This window comes from Psychrobacillus faecigallinarum (assembly GCF_014836595.1).
In the GTDB taxonomy this organism is placed as follows: Bacteria; Bacillota; Bacilli; order Bacillales_A; family Planococcaceae; genus Psychrobacillus; species Psychrobacillus faecigallinarum.
The window spans coordinates 258,588-278,277 of record NZ_JACSQO010000001.1; the positions used below are offsets into that span (position 1 = coordinate 258,588).

Annotated in this window: 14 protein-coding genes; 3 read left to right on the forward strand and 11 right to left on the reverse strand. The window is 35.6% G+C overall.

Annotation, left to right across the window (positions count from 1 at the left end; all coding sequences use genetic code 11):
- Window positions 1-41: 41 nt before the first annotated feature.
- Window positions 42-1,232 carry a M14 family metallopeptidase gene (locus H9650_RS01390; protein WP_144538001.1) on the forward strand — a complete coding sequence of 397 codons (1,191 nt, stop codon included), beginning with the start codon at window positions 42-44 and terminating at the stop codon, window positions 1,230-1,232.
- A gap of 69 nt (window positions 1,233-1,301) precedes the next feature.
- On the opposite strand, the gene H9650_RS01395 is transcribed toward H9650_RS01390, so the two are convergent.
- From H9650_RS01395 to H9650_RS01425, 7 genes are all read right to left on the reverse strand, one after another.
- The gene (locus H9650_RS01395; protein ID WP_225215856.1) at window positions 1,302-2,168 is read right to left on the reverse strand and encodes an alpha/beta fold hydrolase; all 867 of its coding nucleotides are present in this window, start codon (window positions 2,166-2,168) and stop codon (window positions 1,302-1,304) included.
- A 482-nt stretch (window positions 2,169-2,650) separates the two neighbouring features.
- A complete protein-coding gene (locus tag H9650_RS01400) occupies window positions 2,651-3,370 on the reverse strand; it encodes an exonuclease domain-containing protein (RefSeq protein WP_191696399.1) in 720 nt (239 codons plus the stop codon).
- A 20-nt stretch (window positions 3,371-3,390) separates the two neighbouring features.
- Entirely contained in the window at window positions 3,391-4,344 is a 954-nt protein-coding gene (locus H9650_RS01405) for a DUF294 nucleotidyltransferase-like domain-containing protein (protein WP_318245376.1), read from the reverse strand.
- Between the two features lie 63 nt (window positions 4,345-4,407).
- Window positions 4,408-5,676: an ammonium transporter gene (locus H9650_RS01410; protein ID WP_144537997.1), complete on the reverse strand. Its 1,269-nt coding sequence runs from the start codon at window positions 5,674-5,676 to the stop codon at window positions 4,408-4,410.
- A gap of 734 nt (window positions 5,677-6,410) precedes the next feature.
- Window positions 6,411-7,643, reverse strand: coding sequence for a 2-oxoglutarate dehydrogenase complex dihydrolipoyllysine-residue succinyltransferase (odhB, locus tag H9650_RS01415; protein WP_151110617.1), 1,233 nt, complete (start codon window positions 7,641-7,643; stop codon window positions 6,411-6,413).
- A gap of 23 nt (window positions 7,644-7,666) precedes the next feature.
- Entirely contained in the window at window positions 7,667-10,462 is a 2,796-nt protein-coding gene (locus tag H9650_RS01420; RefSeq protein WP_191696400.1) for a 2-oxoglutarate dehydrogenase E1 component, read from the reverse strand.
- Window positions 10,463-10,507: 45 nt separating this feature from the next.
- Window positions 10,508-11,965, reverse strand: a complete 1,458-nt coding sequence (locus H9650_RS01425; RefSeq protein ID WP_144537994.1) for a DASS family sodium-coupled anion symporter — start codon at window positions 11,963-11,965, stop codon at window positions 10,508-10,510.
- A gap of 893 nt (window positions 11,966-12,858) precedes the next feature.
- On the opposite strand from H9650_RS01425, the gene H9650_RS01430 reads away from it, so the two are divergent.
- A complete protein-coding gene (locus H9650_RS01430) occupies window positions 12,859-14,565 on the forward strand; it encodes a transglutaminase domain-containing protein (protein WP_191696401.1) in 1,707 nt (568 codons plus the stop codon).
- Between the two features lie 136 nt (window positions 14,566-14,701).
- Here the strand turns inward: H9650_RS01430 and psiE are convergent, their stop codons facing one another.
- The gene (gene psiE / locus H9650_RS01435; RefSeq protein ID WP_144537992.1) at window positions 14,702-15,181 is read right to left on the reverse strand and encodes a phosphate-starvation-inducible protein PsiE; all 480 of its coding nucleotides are present in this window, start codon (window positions 15,179-15,181) and stop codon (window positions 14,702-14,704) included.
- Between the two features lie 299 nt (window positions 15,182-15,480).
- Complete coding sequence (locus H9650_RS01440) at window positions 15,481-16,359, reverse strand: LysR family transcriptional regulator (protein WP_144537991.1); 879 nt, start codon at window positions 16,357-16,359, stop codon at window positions 15,481-15,483.
- 112 nt (window positions 16,360-16,471) lie between these two features.
- On the opposite strand from H9650_RS01440, the gene H9650_RS01445 reads away from it, so the two are divergent.
- The gene (locus tag H9650_RS01445) at window positions 16,472-17,662 is read left to right on the forward strand and encodes a coenzyme F420-0:L-glutamate ligase (protein WP_144537990.1); all 1,191 of its coding nucleotides are present in this window, start codon (window positions 16,472-16,474) and stop codon (window positions 17,660-17,662) included.
- Window positions 17,663-17,858: 196 nt separating this feature from the next.
- On the opposite strand, the gene H9650_RS01450 is transcribed toward H9650_RS01445, so the two are convergent.
- On the reverse strand, window positions 17,859-18,608 hold the full coding sequence (locus H9650_RS01450; RefSeq protein ID WP_144537989.1) for a hypothetical protein: 750 nt from the start codon (window positions 18,606-18,608) through the stop codon (window positions 17,859-17,861).
- Window positions 18,609-18,974: 366 nt separating this feature from the next.
- Window positions 18,975-19,298, reverse strand: a complete 324-nt coding sequence (locus tag H9650_RS01455; RefSeq protein ID WP_144537988.1) for a hypothetical protein — start codon at window positions 19,296-19,298, stop codon at window positions 18,975-18,977.
- Window positions 19,299-19,690: the final 392 nt, after the last annotated feature.

A 19,690-nucleotide genomic window follows, 5' to 3' on the forward strand; every position in this document is an offset into this window, starting at 1 on the left:
CATATACTTTTAAGATGTATAGAATGAAGTGGAGGAAAGGCATGGATGTTTTTGTAAGACAGGGGGATTCCCTTTATTATTATAGTCAGTTGTTTAATATTCCACTACAGTTAATTCTCGATTCTAACCAAAGCGTAAACCCACAACAAATTTCATTAGGCCAGCGTATACAAGTCCCTGGATACGTAGGATTGGATTACCAAATCAGACGAGGAGAATCTCTGTGGGCGCTTGCTCAAAGTCGAAATGTTTCAGTAGATGAAATTCTTTTAGCTAACCCCAATATTGATCCAAGCTCTTTGCAGATTGGTCAAACAATTAAAATTCCCCTAAGAATTACATGGAGAGTCGTTAATGGTAAACAAAATTACGACTACGAGGCATTGTCTATCGATATTAGACGCCTCCAAACAGTGTATCCATTTATTAAAGTTTCTTCGATTGGCAGCTCTGTTATGGGCAAAGACCTCCAAGAAATTATAATCGGCAACGGAAACAAGCGAGTCCATTATGATGGGTCCTTCCACGCAAATGAATGGATCACCACACCAATTATTATGACTTTTTTAAATGACTATTTACTCTCTTTGACAAGTCAAGGTTCGATTAGAGGGGTTCTTACAACACCATTATATGAGCAAACCTTCCTTTCTATAGTGCCGATGGTCAATCCAGACGGTGTAAACTTAGTCATTAATGGTCCTCCAACTGAGGAGCCTTATAGAAGCAACGTTATCGAATGGAATAGCGGAAGTACTAACTTTTCTGGATGGAAGGCCAATATAAACGGTGTAGACTTAAATGATCAGTTTCCCGCACTATGGGAGCTAGAAAGAGATAGAAACCCTAAAAGTCCCGGACCGAGAGATTACGGCGGAGAAAGCCCCCTTTCTGAACCAGAGGCAATCGCAATGGCTGATTTAACTAGAAAAAGAGACTTTGCTCGAGTACTCCCTTTTCACACACAAGGTCAAGTCATATATTGGGGTTTTGAAGATCTTCAACCTCCTGAAAACGAGGTCCTCGCTATTCAATTTGGTGAAGCTAGCGGCTATATTCCTGTAGAAACAACTAATAGCTATGCTGGCTATAAAGACTGGTTCATACAAGATTGGAGGAGGCCAGGATTCACTATTGAGCTTGGCATTGGTACCAATCCCCTTCCACTATCTCAATTTGATGAAATTTATGAGGACGCACTAGGAATCTTTCTATCAGCCTTATATTTGTAAGCAAAAATCCGGTTTCCTTTTGTGAAACCGGATTAAGTCCTTTAACCTATAAAAACGACAATATAATTTCTATTTGGTTATATATTCTTTCTGTAAAATCCATCTTTTAATTTCAATTGCGGTTTGTTCTGGTTCATCCCATTGAAGCATATGTCCTGAATGTTCCATAGCAATAATGGTTACGTCATTGATAGCTGTTTCTATCTGATGTATACCTAGTAAACGAGCTTTATCTAAAGACTTCGGATAGGTTGCGTGAATAAGCAATAATGGTGCACGTATGGATGGATAGGCATCGGTAAAAGGCTCTAGGAAGAAAGCTTTTATAATGGATATGACCGTAAATTTAGTTGAGATTAAAGTATATCGATTCTCTTCTTTTCGAAAAAGCGAACTTACAAACTCCTCCTTTTCATTATTCCATTGTTTTGTATAAGTCTTGTATTCCTCTATAATAGTATCCCAATCTACTAATGTGGAATTATCCATATATGTATCCCATCCACTTAATGCTAAGTCAAATGTCATTTCTGGTTGATTCACAGGAAATGTAAATCCTCCATCCAACAAAATAATCCCTAATAGATCCGTAGGATGATACCGTGTATAATGAAGTGCTAAATCAGCTCCCCAGGAGTGGCCCATTATATAAAAAGGTTTTATAGTAATTTGTTTAATAACTTTTTGCAACCACTGTGCCAATGAAGAAAATAAATAATCGTCTTCTCCCTTTAAAGGGCTTGAGCCTCCATGACCAGGAAGATCCAACATGATAAGATGAAAATCCTTGTCTAATAGAACAGATAGCTCACTGTATGTGTAAATAGAGTTCCCAGCCAGTCCATGTAGACAAATAATTAAAGGATTTCGTTTATCACCAGCTTCATAGTAATTAATAATATTTCTTCTATCTATTAATTGCTGTTTATCCTTCAAGCACTCACTCCCTATCTTCATCTCCTGTATATATTCGATTTAAATATAGAGATACCCTCTTCTAAAATAATAATAAGAGGCTGGAAAATGAGTAGTTTAATGCTAGATAAAAATGCCGGGAATTGATTCTTGTTATAATTTCTTACCAAAAGTACAATTCATTCTGAGTGATTTTCTGGTTTCGTAAACATTAATTTAAGTGAAGTTGTCCTCTGTTATTCCTGAAATTATGTACAGTTTTCACTTGATATAGAAGAAAATTATAGTTGTTCGGAGCGAAGACGGCGACACCTAGGGGACAAGCTCGCGGGAGAGACTAAAGGCTCGACCCATCCCCCAGAAAAGCTGCCGCCTCAACGGAGAACAACTGCTATGCAGTAGAAAAAAGCCCTAAAAATTTACTAATCAATAAATTTTTAGGGCGTATAAATTTTTATGTTGGATTTTGACCCGTCCGCTTACTTGAATCTCGTTTATTTCCCTCATATTCTTGCAAAGCGATGGTAGACATCGTTTAACGTCTCGCAGCCAACCTCTTTTGCTTTATTCACATAAATACTCCATAGCTTAGCAGTCATTTTAGCATCTCCTAGAGCATGATGACGTCCAATTACTGGAATATTGTTATAATCACACAAATCTTCTAATGCTATTATATTCAAATTAGGCTCTATTACTTTTAAAAGAAAAGATGTATCTACAATCCGATGCTTAAATGGTGTTCGAAATAAGGTTGAACTGGTATGTTCCATAAAGTTCCTTTCATGAGTAGCATGATGAGCAACCAAGGTGCTATTTTGTTTAAATTGAAGAAACTTAATAAATACCTCCTCAAGTGACAATGCATCCCTTAATTGTTCATTTGTAATGCCAGTTAATTGAACAATTTCATCAGGAATTTCTCGTTTGACATGTACAAGAGAATAAAAAAACTCTTCTTCTATAAGCTTTTCCCCTGTCATTTTAATAGCTCCTATAGAAATGATGCAATCACCTTTTTCAGGAAAGAAGCCCGTTGTTTCAATATCAAAGACTACAACATTTAAATTCTCCAAAGGGATATTCAGCACATCTTGAGTTATTTCCTTTTGCAAATTACGTAAAAATGCCATTTGCTGAGCATTTTGTACGTCACTAATACCCACATTTGTCCGCTTCCCTTGTAGCCCTCTCAATATTTGCATAAACGGTTCAAAAGCCATCGCCAACACCCTTTGTTTCTTTAACTTATACTAGTTAGTTCAATTACTTCCGAATGTAGCCTTTTTCCATCCTTTAATATTCTTTTCATATTTTGCAGTTGTTCCTTGTTCAAGTTGTTTATATTTAAGTAATGAGTATCCTCATAATTTTCTTTTTGGAGTAAAATCATCCGGTATATTAATAACTCTATGAAATTTTTTTCACAATTTTGAAGCATTTTTTTATAATCATTTAACCTAGTCAATTGATTTATCCTTTTTAAAGTAGAGGTCTCCAAAACACCTTCCTTTATCGACAATAAGCGCACTGCGTTTACATATGGCAAAAAAGCCGCGTACTTAAAATTCACATTTCCTTGATAGGGTCCATGTCTTTCTACCAATATTTGACCGACAGGACCAATCACATTTTTTATATACTTTATATTGGAAGAAAAGCGAGGGAGAGTAGATGGATGTTGCCGTATGAATTCACAAATAATAGATTTTAATTGTTGTGTATAACTTTGATTGCCGTACAATGCTCTTGCATCAAAGAATATTTGTAGATATCTAATAGCTTCCCATCCTTCATCACTCAACCATTCACCCAATTGTTCTTGCCACTGCTCAAACGATTTGCACCACATAGGATTGGAACTCATAACATTCCCTTTACAATAAGGATAACCCACTGCGTTCAGTCCAAGCGCAAGCTCATCTCCCAGTGTTTTAAAATAAGCATCATTCTTTTCACTCGACCATTCGTATACAATTCCATGGTCTTGGTCACTGATCAAGCCTTGCTCTTTTCTCCCACCACTACCCGTGATAAACCAAGTAAAATCACAAGGAGGTATTCCTGCCGTGGTTTTAGCAACATCCATTACTTTGTGCATTACTTGATCATGAAAAACATTGAGAGAAATGGTATCTTTCAAATAGGACATTATTTGCCGGTCCTTCCATTCTCTTATGGATTCATATGTTTCCACGACCACACTCCCTTTAAGCAAAAAGCCTCTGAACCAGAGGCTTTTGTTTCTATTTTATTCGAATCAATTAGTGCCTTTTGCTTCCTCTAAAACCATTTGCTCTGGATAACCATAGTTTCCATGCTCGCTCATGTCTAAGCCCATAATTTCTTCTTCTTCAGTCACTCGAATACCACCCATGACTTTTTTCATTATAAATAGGATAGCATATGACACGGCAAATGCGAATGCTCCACACGCCGCTACTCCCATTAATTGGACTAATAATTGGTCAATCCCACCTCCATAAAATAAACCTGGTTTACCAGTAGTCGCAAGTTCTGTTGTAGCAAAGAAACCCGTTGATAAAGTTCCCCAAATACCAGCAGTTCCATGAACCGAAAGAGCATATATTGGATCGTCAATTTTTCTCTTTTCAAAGAATCGTGCACTATAGAATACTAAAACGCCAGCGATTAAACCAATCACAACCGACGCCCATACATCTACAAAAGCACACGACGCAGTAATAGCAACCAACCCAGCTAAAGCACCGTTTAAAATAGTCGGTATATCCGATTTCCCTAAAGCTACCCACGATATAAATGTCGCCGCTACAGCTCCTGCACCAGCTGCAAGTGCTGTATTTAAGGCTACATACCCAAAGAATGCCGCATCTACAGAAACAGTACTGCCTGCATTAAAACCAAACCAGCCAACCCATAGGATCAATACACCTAATGCAGTATACACTTGGTTATGACCCGCTAAATTATTGGCAGAGCCATCTTTATTATATTTTCCAATTCTAGGCTTAAGAATCATTGTTGCAGCAAGTGCTGCCGCTGCACCTGTTAAATGAACTACTGTAGATCCAGCAAAATCTTGCTTACCATGCTCCGCTAGCCATCCGCCTCCCCATACCCAATGAGCGATTACCGGATAAACGATTATGCCAAATAGAATGGTAAAAATAACATACGCAGATAATTTTGCACGCTCTGCAAAACCACCAAGAGCAATGGTAACTGCAATCCCAGCAAACGCTAATTGAAAGACAAAAAAGACAGTCGGAGAAACGCTCGCTCCCTCCTGTACTCCACCACCATAGAAGAAATCAGTCATTCCTACAAAAAAGTTAGCATTTCCTCCAAATATAAATCCATATCCGACGGCCCAAAATATTAATGAAGCCAAGCCGAATGTAAAAATTGTTTTACCAGCAACGTGACCAGCATTCTTCATTCTTGTTGAACCAGCTTCTAAAAGTATAAATCCACCAATCATAAAAATAACTAAAATTGCAGCAACCATGGTCCATAAGCTGTTCATCAAATACATTACATCTTCCATTCTAACTCCCCCTTTTATTCATGTTATGTTTATTCCCTTAATTATGTTAGGAAATATAACATAAATTATTTATATTTTTATTTTACTGGTTTTATAACGAATGTCAATATAGTTTTCTGAATTTAATTTATTTTGTGTGAATATATGTAACATAGACTTGTGAATACGATTTATGAATAAATCCTTCCCTTTTCCTTGCACACAAGGCTAATAACTACTTTAAGCTTTTTTTAAAGATGACATGACAAACAACTCCAATTTAAAGAAGAATAGTTGAGAGGTGCATGCAAATTTATTGGAATTAGAACAGACATATGAAATGTATCTCAGTGCCTTTCACATATCCACCTTAATCCTAAATCTTTTTATCTAAAAGATCCCTACCATCAGACATGAAATGTCCCTTGAAATAAAATTTAATGTGTCACCACTTAAATACAGGGTAATTCATATCATTTCAATTATCCGTTACGCAAAAGTATTTCCCAGAAAATAATAACTCTATCGCTTCGTTACTTCTTTATAAGATTTACGGTTTCTTAATAATAAAAAAAGCTTACTGGATTATACAATCTATCCAGTAAGCTTTTGTGTTGTTTGAATCACTTTTCCATTAGGAATTAACAAGGTTATTTATTGAATACCATTCCTTGGAAAATGTTTAAATTCTATTTTTCAAATTATTTCTAGCTGAGTTAACTTTATAATTCCTTTTATTGTCCCATCTAGATTTGTTAGGATTCAAGCATTAAATCCTCCGGGTTTTCCAGTAGCTCTTTTACGGTTTTTAAAAACCCCACGGAATCCTTTCCGTCAATTACGCGATGATCATAAGACAAAGCCACATACATCATTGGACGAATTTCTATTTCGAGACCCACAGCTACCGGACGTTTTTGTATCGTATGCATACCTAAAATACCAACCTGAGTCCCATTTAAGATTGGCGTCGACATGAGTGAACCAAATACACCACCATTTGTTATGGTAAAGGAGCCTCCAGTCATGTCAGAAAGAGCTAGCTTGTTATCTCGAGCTTTTTTAGCAAGGCCAGCAATATCTCCTTCAATTTCCGCAAAATTTTTGCGATCTGCATCACGGACGATAGGTACTACAAGACCTCCCTCTGTAGATACAGCAATACCGATATCATAGAAGTTGTTTTTGACAATATATTCTCCATCGAGTTGAGAATTGACATAAGGATATTTTTTAAGAGCAGCAACTACAGCTTTTGTGAAAAATGACATAAATCCTAAACGAACATCGTTATCCTCAAAGAATTTATCTTTTTTACGAGAGCGTAAAGCCATAACATTCGTCATATCGATTTCATTAAACGTCGTTAGCATTGCAGTGCTTTGTCTAACTTCTAACAAACGTGAAGCAATGGTTTGGCGTCGACGAGACATTTTTTCGCGAGTGGTACGCCCATCATTTTCATTAACAGGAGCAGATGCTAATTTAGGCGACTCTGTTGTTTGTTTTGAACCATGAGCAGATACATCTTGTACACGAACCCGTCCCATTGGATCGACAGGTGATACATCATTTAAGTCAATACCTTTTTCTCTTGCAAGTTTTCGTGCAGCAGGACTAGCAATTGGTCGACCTTGATGATCAGAGGTCCCTTCTGTATTAGTAATCGGTGCATTTTCTGCCTTAGGTATTTCTGGTGCTTTCTCTTCTACTTTCACTTCCTCATTTTTAGGTTGTGAAGCAGGAGCTCCAGATCCTTCACCAACAATCGCAATAACTTCTCCTACTTGCACTGTATCTCCTTCACCAAATAATAGCTCACTAACTACTCCTGCTTCCTCCGAAATAACCTCAACATTTACCTTATCTGTCTCAAGCTCAACAATGAACTCACCTTTTTCAACAGTATCACCTGGTTTTTTTAACCACTGAGCGATAGTGCCCTCTGTAATAGACTCTGCTAGTTCCGGAACAATAATTTCAGCCACTTAAACTTCCTCCTCTTAGTTGCTTACAAGCCTTTCAATGCTTCTTCTATAATTCTTGCCTGTTCTACTTTATAAGTATCTGCATCACCCTCGGCGGGACTCGCACGATGAACTCGTCCTGTATAAACAATGTTTCTTCCATCTGCTATATGCAACAAATACGGAAGAGCATAATTCCAAGATCCCATGTTTTCAGGTTCTTCTTGTGCCCAAGTGAGTTGTTCTACATTAGGGTAACGTTTCACAATATCAGTAATTTCTTCTTTTGGGAAAGGATAAAACTGCTCCACGCGAATAATATGCAAATAATTAAATTCAGAGCTGTCCTTTACTTTTTCCGCTAAATCAATTGCTAATTTACCACTTGCAAAGACGATTTTTTTTACTTTTTCAGGTTGTCCACCAAGACCAGACTGTTCAATCACAACTTGGAAACTTCCTTCAGTCAAATCTGATACATCAGCACCTACTAAAGGATTTCGTAACAGAGATTTTGGTGAAACGATTAATAACGGACGAACAAACTCTTCATTTAATGATGCCGCTTGTCTGCGCAATATATGGAAGTAGTTTGCTGCACTCGAAAGATTAGCCACTGTCCAGTTATTTTCAGCAGAAAGCTGTAAATAACGTTCTAACCTTGCACTTGTATGCTCTGCTCCTTGCCCTTCAGCACCGTGTGGCAGCAACATAACAAGCCCTGATTTTAACCCCCACTTAGCTCGTGCGGAGCTAATAAAGTTATCAAACATTACTTGGGCCATATTTGCAAAATCCCCGTATTGCGCTTCCCAAATTGTCAAAGTATTTTTGTCCTCTAGGCTGTATCCAAACTCATAGCCTAAAATAGCTGATTCGGTTAATGGGCTATTATAGACAACGAAGGATGCATTTGAACTGTCAATAAAATGCATAGGAATTAATTCTTCACCATTTTTTTCATCATGTAAAACTAAATGTCTATGAGAGAACGTTCCACGTTGAGCGTCTTGTCCGGATAAACGCACGGAAATCCCTTCTTGCAAGATTGTGGCAAATGCAAGTGTTTCCGCATGCCCCCAGTCAATTTTACCATTGCTAGTAAAAGGCTCTTCTCGGCGTTTCAATATTTTCTCAAGCTTTTTAAATGGAGTAAATTCTTTTGTCCAAGTTAAAAGTTCCTCATTAACCTTTCTTAACTTTTCACCCTCTACTCCTGTTGTAAATTTGGGATAACCAGTTAACACTGCTTCTGGAATAATCACTTCATGTGCAGTTGTTTGAGGTAACTCTTTGACACGATCATATGCCTGTTGCATTTCCTCTAAGATCATTTCATCTAGTGCATCTACTTCAGTCGATTCAATTACCTTCTCTTCTACAAGCTGATCTCCATAAATTTTTCTTGCAGTAGGATGCTTATGGACTATATGGTACATCATTGGATTAGTTACCGAAGGCTCATCCATCTCATTGTGCCCATAACGACGATAACCAATGAGGTCAATAACTATATCCTTGCCAAATTGTCTACGATATTCAAACGCAAGTTGAGCTACTCCTATAACCGCTTCAGGATTATCCGCATTTACATGAATAACCGGAACTTCAAATCCTTTAGCAGGGTCAGAAGAATAGTTAGTGGAGCGTGAATCGTATTGCTCTGTCGTAAATCCAATCATATTATTAGCTATAATATGAATAGAGCCCCCTGTTTGAAAACCGCGCACACGACTATAATTTAGTACCTCAGTTACAACTCCTTGTCCTGGAAAAGCTGCATCTCCATGTATTAAAATTGCGAAAGCCGCGTTTTTGTCTTGCTCTGGATAGCCAGGAACATTTTTCACTTCCTGAGCTGCTCGTGTTTGACCAGTTACTACTGGACTTACAACTTCGAGATGGGATGGGTTATAGGCAAGTTTAATGGTCATTCCATCACCTGAATGATAGGTTGCCCCTTTATGATATTTCACATCTCCATACCAACCCTCTGAAATCTCCAATGAACCATCTTTTGGTAAAAAAGATTCAGATGGAACGTGGGCAAATTCAGCGAACATCATTTCATAAGGTTTTTTCAAAACATGTGTTAGTACATTTAATCGACCACGGTGTGCCATTCCAATATTAATCTGCTTTGTATTGGTTAGATTTGCTTGAGATACTAATTCATCAATTAAGACCACCAAGGAATCTAATCCTTCTATAGAGAACCGTTTAGCACCTACAAACGTACGATGTATGAATTTTTCAAAGCCCTCAATTTTGGTTAAACGCTTCAAAAGTTCTTTCTTTTCCCCAGTGGAAAGATTTGCCTTGATAGCATTTCCTTCAATTTTATTTTGAAGCCATTGTCGTTCCTCAGAGTTAACTATATGCCTAATTTCAAATGCTATATTATCTGTGTATATAGACTTTAAATAATTTATAGCTTGTAGACCATTAACTATGTCACCAGGAGGATTAGATATTATTAGTACAGCTGGTACTTCCATAAGGTCCTGTTCAGAAAGACCATATCCTTGCATATCAATTCTAGAAGGGTCCTTCATGCCGTTATTAAGCGGATAAATATTAGCGTTGTGGTGTCCATGTCTTCGAATGGAATCTGCTAATTCAATAGCTCGAAGAATCTTTTCTAGGTTTTCCGAACTCCCTCTTCCTACAACCGCTTCATTTTTGTTTAAAGAATCGACCGGTGCCCCGTATTGTTTAAAGAGATTCGCTATATCCTCTGAAACATTTTCAGGAGAATTTAAATATAGATCATACTGTTCTAAAAGGTAGGCCAAATTGGGACCTTGAAATTCATTCCACGGATATAAATTACTTTTCATTTTACTAACACATCCTAATCTTTTTAGTTCGTAACGTACCTCGTCTTAAAGTAGTCCCACCCATTGCCAATAAGTCATACTGAAGATAATGATTAATGCGTACCCAATAATAGTAATTGGTAGCCCAGATTTTAAAAGGTCTTTTGTTGTAAATGCTCCAGTACCATATGCGAGCATGTTTTGAGGCGCACTTACTGGAAGCAAAAAACCAAAGCAAACAACAAATTGCTGGATCAATACTAGACCTGGACCGTTAAACGAAGTAGGTTGCATTGAAACCACCAACGCAATAACGATAGGGATAAACGCCGAAGCTAAGCTTGTTGCGCTTGCAAAACCTAGGTGAATCAATATATTAAACAGTGAGAGAACCATGATAATGAAAATAAGTGGCATTTCTGTTAACCCGACTGCCTCTAATGTATTTTCAGATAACCAAGATGCACCTTCTGTTTGTAAAAGTACTGTTCCCATAGAGATTCCAACTGCGAATACTACTAGAGTTCCCCAAGGAATCTTATTTTGGACTTCTTTCCAAGTGAAAATTCCAATACCCGGCAAGAGCATAACCATTACAGCTATAAATGTAACAGTCGTTGAATCTAGTGGGTGAAGTATGCCTTCAGTTGCCCAAAGAATTAATAAAGCAATTGAAATAATGATTAACCGTTTTTCTTTACCAGTTATTTGACCTAATTCTTTTAATTGATTTTTAATGACTACATCGCCATTTTCTAATTCAGATAGCTCCGGTTTAATAAGCTTGTTCATGATGAAGAATAATACGAAAGACATTAAAATTGACCACGGCCCAGCATATATAAACCATTGACCCCAAGTAATATTGATACCAAAGTTTTCTTCAATGAATCCTAGAGCGACCATGTTTTGAGCGGCTGCTGTTTTAATCCCTATGTTCCAGATAGAAATAGACTGAACTGCTGTGACTACTAATAGGGCAGAAAGTCTACTTGTTTTAGGTAGGTTGAAGGCAGCGACTACCCCTAATAGAATAGGCAAGATAGTACCTGCCCGAGCTGTAGCACTTGGAACAAATAACGCTAGCACGATACTTACAACTATTGTTCCAAAAACTAGGCTTTTTGTTTTTGTACCTACCTTAGACATGATGAACAGTGCTAAACGTTTATGTAATCCAGTAAGCTCCATTGCTGCAGCTATGAATGTTGCTCCAGCAACTAGGCCGACAGCCGAGGAGCTAAAACCTCCTAATGCTAACTTTAAAGCACCTGAAGTTGTGTAATCTATTGAAGGATCATCGATGGTTGGTGCTAGACCGATGAATACAGAAATAAGTACAATGATTATTGCCGCACTCACTGGAAACGATACGGCTTCCGTTACCCATAGAATTACCGCCAATGCAAGAATCGCTAGAGCTCTCTGCCCTGCAACCGGAAGTCCTTCAGGAGTGGGTAATAATACAATAATTAAAAATACTGCAAAAGCTAGGAGAATAAAAAACGTTTTATTCTTTTTCATTACAATTCCTCCTCTATTTCTATAGAATATTATTGTAAAATAGAATATATCTTAAAATTTTTTATATAGTTTTATTTTGCAAACTATAGGAGTACACTTTCTATTACTGTGATTCTTCAAACATCTTACCTAATCCATTAATATGACCCTTCGAGAATCCATGCTAGTTATCGTTACTTATTTTGCTAATAGAATTCATTTTTATACGATGCTTTCTAAGCAAATTTGACTGTCGTTTTCCGACTCATACAAAGATCTAATTAGCTGCAATAAAATTCTTAATTTTTTTACTGTAAACTACTATGCCTCTCTCGGTGTAACAGATATTGTCATTCCTTGCATATGCACTATTAACTGTTAAATTTCTTCCGAAAGGATATTAAAAATGCATTTCAGTTAGGTTATCTCTACCTTTCTTGGTTACTTAGTAAACTAGGAAGAACTATATATCATCAAACAATGTGAATTAATTCACAATAAGTATACCTCTACAATTTCTTTTTGTTTATATATACCAATCTATTTCATAAATTTTTAAATAATTTTTAATCTTTTGTTCATATTTTTGTCAATATTTTATGGTTTAAAAGGTATATACTCACATTTAACCCAATTCTTAAGTAGTACTTAATAATTAAATTTGAATTATTAAGTGTCTAGCTAATTGATCTATACGTCTTTCCTCAGTGAGCTAAACGAATTTGTAGAACTTCACATGAGTTGGTATGATTTTTCTCCCTGCTCAAGAAGCGGGCACATTTAACACGCATATAATTTTAAATAAGTTCAATTAGTGTTTGAATAAATGAGATTAAAATAATCCTCTCTTTTTCCAATTTTTATGAGAGAATGGTTATGAGAAGAAGTTATCTAAAAATGAAAGGAGGAAGTCTATGAAGCCTTGGATAGCGCGAATTTCCCTACTTTACCTACTATGTTTTCTAACAGCTTGCAATAAAGATTCCATCTCCCTTGAAAAACCCTTAACAAAAGAGCAGACCAATATTGTGCCTATAGCTATGCAAGAAGATGATTATGAAGCGATAGTAGAAGAAAAAAACAAAAGCATAAACCTTCTCCCGCTTGATATCACATCCCCTAATGCAAGCGAGCTTGGTATTACTTTTTCTGAACCAAAATACAAGAAATTTTCTGCTAATGGAGAAATCACCATTGCTGGGAAAATAGATAAAATAGATGACTTAAAATCACACTATATATGGATTAACATCCAAGCAGAAAAAGTAGGAGTTGCAGGAAAAGAACAGAATTATTTCGTTCCTATTAATGATGGGGAATTTAATCAAACAGTTCATTTTTTTAACGGAGAAGGAACATATAAAATAAAAGTTCAAGTCCCTAGCACTGAGCGAGAAAACTATTATTATGATACAGCAAACTTTGAGGTTATTAATATCAACCCAGAAAGGATAAGAGACGTTACTTATACACCACTTGGTTTAGAAGCTGGGCTAGGTCTTGATACCAAGGTTAGTTATGTAGTAGAAGAAGATGGTGTATTTACATTGAATGGGGAAATCCTGAAAGCCGCAGGTTACCAGGATATTATGGTTCGGTTGACTAAGGATGGCCAGATATGGAGCAAAGTGATTCCTGTTAAAAATGGAACTTTTACTACTAAGATTCCCCTTTTATATGGTCAAGGATTACATACTCTAGAGGTAATGATTCCTGATTCAGATAAAGAAAACTATTACAAAACTGCAACAGATTTACTCATAGAAAATACATCTATTGAAGAAATGGAGCCTATTCATTACTCCTCCCTATATACCGAACGAGGAGTTAATCTATTAGAGCCCATCTATGCTAGTAGCGTTAGCGAGCATAAATTTCATATAAAAGGTTTTATCGATCCAGAAGCGTTACTATCAGCGGAAACAACTCACCTCTATGTACAAACTAAAAAAGGAGAAGACCTAGCCTTAGAAGTAATTCCTATTAGTAATTATGCATTTGATCATTCTTTTTACTTGAGGTTTGGTCCTGGAAAATATGAGATTTCTATTAGCGTTCCTGAAATCACTAGCACAAAGAATAACTTTTTTAGATACTATGAGGTAGCAAAATTTGAAGTACTTTCAACTATAGAACAAGATAAACGAGATATCCTTCCTTCTAGAGGAGTAGAATCAGATTCACCTCAAATTATTGAACTAGCAAACAATCTCATAAAAGACAAAATTTCCGAAAGAGATAAAACAAAAGCCATCTATGACTTTGTTGCAAACAATATTTCCTACGACTTTACTAAATTTCAAAATGAAGATTTTAATTGGGATGATAGTGCTTTAAAAACGCTGGAGTTAAAAACTGGAGTTTGTCAAGACTATGCCTATTTAACAATTGCCCTTTTAAGAGCAGTCAATATTGAGGCTCGCTTTGTAGAAGGATACACAACTGATAGGCACGCTTGGGTTGAGGCAAGGGTGGATGACCGCTGGTTAACTATGGATCCAACCTGGGGGGCTGGCTATATTAAAGAAAACAAATTTATAGCAAGCTTTAGTGAAGATTACTTTGACCCATCTGATGAGGATTTTAACAAAACCCATACACGCAATGGTATAGTCTACTAAATTTATTCTTAAGAAAAACTCAAACACCTAATACCTTACAAATTTAGACAAAGCTAGTTGATCAAAAGGAAGCCCTGTTGTTCAACTGTCTTTGTCTTTTTTAATGAAAAAAATAATAGACTCAAGGTGACTGCTATCAAGCACCTTCATTTTTACCCTCTAGCCCAACAACTCTCCCTTCTTCTCCTTTTTTTATAAACCACGGATTATTCGGTCTTTCCAAAGGAGTGATATTCATAATAAAATATCCTACAATTAAAATGAGTATAACTAGCGAGTAAAGAAGTGTATCAATAGGGTGATCATGTTCTACAATAATGAGGCGAATCATAGCGGTAATACCTACGTATAAAAAATACCTGAGAGGAAAGTGGTAGTCTTCTTTGAAATACTTCACAATCATGGTGATGAACTCAAAATATAAAAAGAATATGAGGATGTTAGCAAGGAACATTTTATAGTCGCTGGTACCTACGGTGACTAACATTTGGATAAAAATTGTAAGTTCCTTCATTAGCAAAAATGCTAATATAAATGCCAAGAGGACTAAACAGAGATTTAAAAAAACTTGCAAGGCTTTTGGGATGATCGATAACATAGCTGTAAATTTAACCATTCAATTCCTCCTTTTTAATAATACATTATTATAATGTAAGATAACCTAACATGTCTATTTTTTTCTGAAATTTAAAATTATTTTTGTTTCTTTAAAGGCATTCAGTCTATTTTTAAAGGCGTCTATTTGTTGATAAAACTAATTTAATTTTATTTAATGAATCAGATGTCTAGTGAAAAGAGCAAAAATTGCTACGAAGTGGATAAAAAAACAAAACCCCCGAAAATTTTACGAATGATAAAATTTCCGGGGGTTTTGAATTTAAAAGACAAGTTTTGTACTAGCCTCTTTTATCTATCCTATTCGATTAAGTCGACAAATTTTGTGGCAGCTGTTGATAGGGGTACTCTTTTTAAAAAGCATACCCCTATATTTCTTTTAGGTATGTCCTCTTTTAATTGCACTTCTTTTAATATTCCCTTATTTAAATATTCTTTAGCAAATTGTTTAGTCACACAAGCAATACCTAGGTTTATTTTAGCAAATTCTAATAATAAATCATGAGAACCCAATTCAAACTCGGGAGAAATTTTTACTCCTTTTGAGAGCATATAATCTTCTACATATCGTCTAGAAATAGATTTTGACTCGAGAAATATTAAAGGTAATTTTACTAGCTCATTTAAACTAATTGGCTTTGACAAGACTTTATTAAACTTTTCCCCATAAACAAAAATGTCCTGCACCTCTAAGCAAGGTCTTTGTCCAAGACTATCGTCCTCTACTGGAAAATTGCAAAAAGCAATATCCACCTCGCCTGCTTTTAAGATGGCGCAAAGCTCTGTTGTTGTACCATTCACAATTGTAAATTTAATACTAGGATATTTATTATGAAATTCTTCTAAGTAAGGGAGCAAGAAAAATCGTGAAATTGTATCTCCTACTCCAATTTTAAGCTCCCCTGCAGTTAGATTTTTAAATTCTAGTATTTTTTCCTCCCCTGTATCAATTAGTTTCAAGGCAGAGCTAGCATATTCAAACAATACAGAGCCTTCTGTTGTCAGAGTTACTCCCTTAGTTGTTCGATAAAACAACCTTGTGTCTAGTTCTCTTTCAAGTTGCATAATTGCTTGGCTAATTGCTGGTTGTGTCATAAACAAATCTTTTGCAGCCTTTGAGAAGCTACTATTTTTACTAACCACACAAAATATTTTATATAGATCCAGTTTCTCTGACATATAAGCACCTCTTATATCTATTATTATATATATTAATTTTACTTATATCATTGTATTGAGTAATATTACAAGTGGAAATAATATATATATTACAGTTGAAGGAGCGTTCAATTTGGAAAGAGTAGTTGGTACAGTTGTTAGAGGTCTTCGTGGCCCTATTATAAATAAAGGTGACAATATTGAAGAGATTGTAGTAGATAGCGTTTTAAAAGCTTCAGAAGTGGAAGGTTTTTCTATTAACGATCAAGATATCGTGACAGTGACTGAATCGATCGTTGCACGTGCTCAAGGAAATTATGCAAGCATTGACCAAATTGCAAAAGATGTTCATTCAAAATTTGGAGACGACACACTGGGTGTTATTTTCCCTATTCTAAGTCGTAACCGTTTCGCAGTCGTTCTACGTGGTATAGCAAAAGGTACGAGGAAAATTGTTTTGATGCTTAGCTACCCCTCAGATGAAGTCGGTAATCATCTAGTAGATATCGATGAGTTAGATGAAAAGGGAGTTAACCCTTGGACTGATGTTCTTACAGAAAAACAATTCCGTGACCACTTTGGTTATAAGCTACATCCTTTTACTGGAGTAGATTACATCGCTTACTATAAAGCTCTAATAGAAGAATATGGAGTTGAATGTGAAGTAATATTCTCTAACAACCCGAAATCTATTTTGGATTATACTAAGAACGTACTAACTTGTGATATTCATTCGAGATTTAGAACGAAAAAAATCCTTAAAGCCAATGGCGGAGAAAAAATTTATAGCCTGGATAACCTACTCTCTGAGTCAGTAGATGGAAGTGGCTTTAATGAAGAATATGGTTTACTTGGGTCCAACAAATCCACTGAAGATAGTGTGAAGTTATTCCCGCGTAATTGCCAACCAATTGTTGATAATATTCAAGATATGCTTAAAGAAAAAACAGGTAAACATGTGGAAGTAATGGTATACGGAGACGGAGCATTTAAAGATCCGGTCGGACATATTTGGGAGCTTGCTGATCCAGTAGTTTCACCTGCCTTTACTGCTGGATTAGAAGGGACACCAAACGAAGTAAAATTAAAATATCTTGCCGATAATAATTTTGCACATTTGAGAGGCGAAGAACTGAAAAAAGCAATTACCGAGCATATTAACAACAAAGGTGATGATCTCGTTGGTGCAATGGAGGCGCAAGGCACTACTCCTAGAAGATTAACAGACCTTATTGGATCGCTTTCTGATTTAACCTCAGGTAGTGGAGATAAGGGTACTCCAATGATATATATTCAGGGCTACTTTGATAATTATACTAAATAACTTCCTTACTTATGGGGGCTTGGACTAAATGTCTCGAGCCTTCTTTTTTTGTACTAAATAAAATGCAAATTAGCAAGGTATAGTATAGTTAAATGTTAAATCGCTAATCTTACAATCGTAAGGCTATCGAAAACAAAATTGCCCTCCAATAAGAGAAGGAAAAGAAATGATTTTTCATCTCTTTTCTCTTTACAATTCATAATGTTGATTCATTGAATGATCGACTTACAAGACTCTCATCTTTTCTAATAGAAAAGCATAGAAAAATCACTGTTACAGCTAGGAATGATATAACCAGTCCCTCTCTCCACAAATTGAAAGATTCTATACCCATTGTATTAATCAAGGAAAATAAACTTTGAAATACAAATAAAGGATATAAATTTCGAGTGATTACAAATACTTGAGCCAGCACAATGCCTAACAAAAAGCATAAAACAATATGAACACTCGTCTCAGTCAGATTGTTGCCTGTTAGGAGAAGAAACCATCCATCTTGTGAATACAATATTCCTGAAGCTAAGATGGCAGCTATGTTGCCTAAAGGTAATAAAGTGGTAACCACTATCCCAATAAATATGCCTAGTAACACAAAGCTGATTAATATAGCATAAGCAATAAGGAAAGTGGTCATTAAAAATGATTCTTTAGAAAAATCTTGATTGCTTAATATAACGATTACTAAAATAAGTGGTAAAAAAAAGACGAGACTTTCACTTTTAAGTTGGAGATTAAATCCATAAAAGCTCCATTTTTTCATCCACGAAAAATAAATAATAAGGATTAATGCAAGGGGAATGAAGGAAAGTAATGTTGGCATATAGGTTCCTTCCCAAAAGACATTACTAATTGATGAACCGGTTATGAGAATAATAATGTAAAATATTTCAATACTGATTATCGCTAAAATTGGAATAGCCCATTTAGTCTTCCTGCCACGTATCATACTAAAACTCCTTCTGTTATCTTCTTAATGAAGAACAAATTGGACAATTTATTAAGGATTATTTTTTTGATAAATACTACTGGTTTAAGAAGAAAGCAATAAAAATTCTATAAACAAAACTTGGGGGAATACTTTTAGTACGTCTTTTTATAGTCCTCCAGCTAACATAACCCTATTTTTGTACATTTATAAGTAATTATATCTCCAATACATATAAAAGCTTTAGGGGTTATATATATGCCCATAAGAGTCCGGGAAAGGAAATTCTCTATTCATCACCTCTTTCCACTTGATTTTTAGGGTTTAGGATAAACAAATAAAGACATACACCTTCTCTAAGCTAAGTGTATGTCTTTATTTATATTTTTAAAACTCTTCGTTGAACATGCTTTCTTTGTGAACATCTGGCTTAGACGCTTCAAGCATTAATATGACGGCTGTTATAATATGCATTATCATTCCAACAATAGGTATAAAGCCGATACAAGAGGTTACTATTCCCAGAATACTCCCAGTCGTAGTTTCCCCTCCCTCTTTTTTCGTTATGATAAGGGTAACGATATGCAAAGCCAACATAATTACCAAAGGTATCCAGAGAAAGCTCATGATTATAATTCCACCTAGAACTGGTATCCCTAAAAGTGCCTCCAATCCTCCTGTAACCCATTTTAATATTTTTGTGTTTGACATAATTGCGACATCCTTTGTTTGAATTATTTTTAATATTATTAAAAATATAACATATTCCTTCTCGTATGTCTTGGCTTTCTTATGTTTTTTTACCTATTAAATAATAATAAACTTAAGTTAAGTTCACCAATTTTAATCCATAATATGGAATATGTCATCTTTAGTACTTAAGGTCTTTATAACAAGTTGGGTAAAAGAATGTAATTATTTTTAAAGGTGGATAAAACAATTATCTGAGTAGCGATGAAACTTGCGGTTAATCTAAAGCTTTCTTAATATGGAAGCGAAAATTGTAAAGATATCGCTTCTTGTGAAGGTCAATTACAGAGGTTTTTTTTGTTAAAACTTATTAGTACTTAATTTCCCATTTAAATATAACAATAATACTTAAC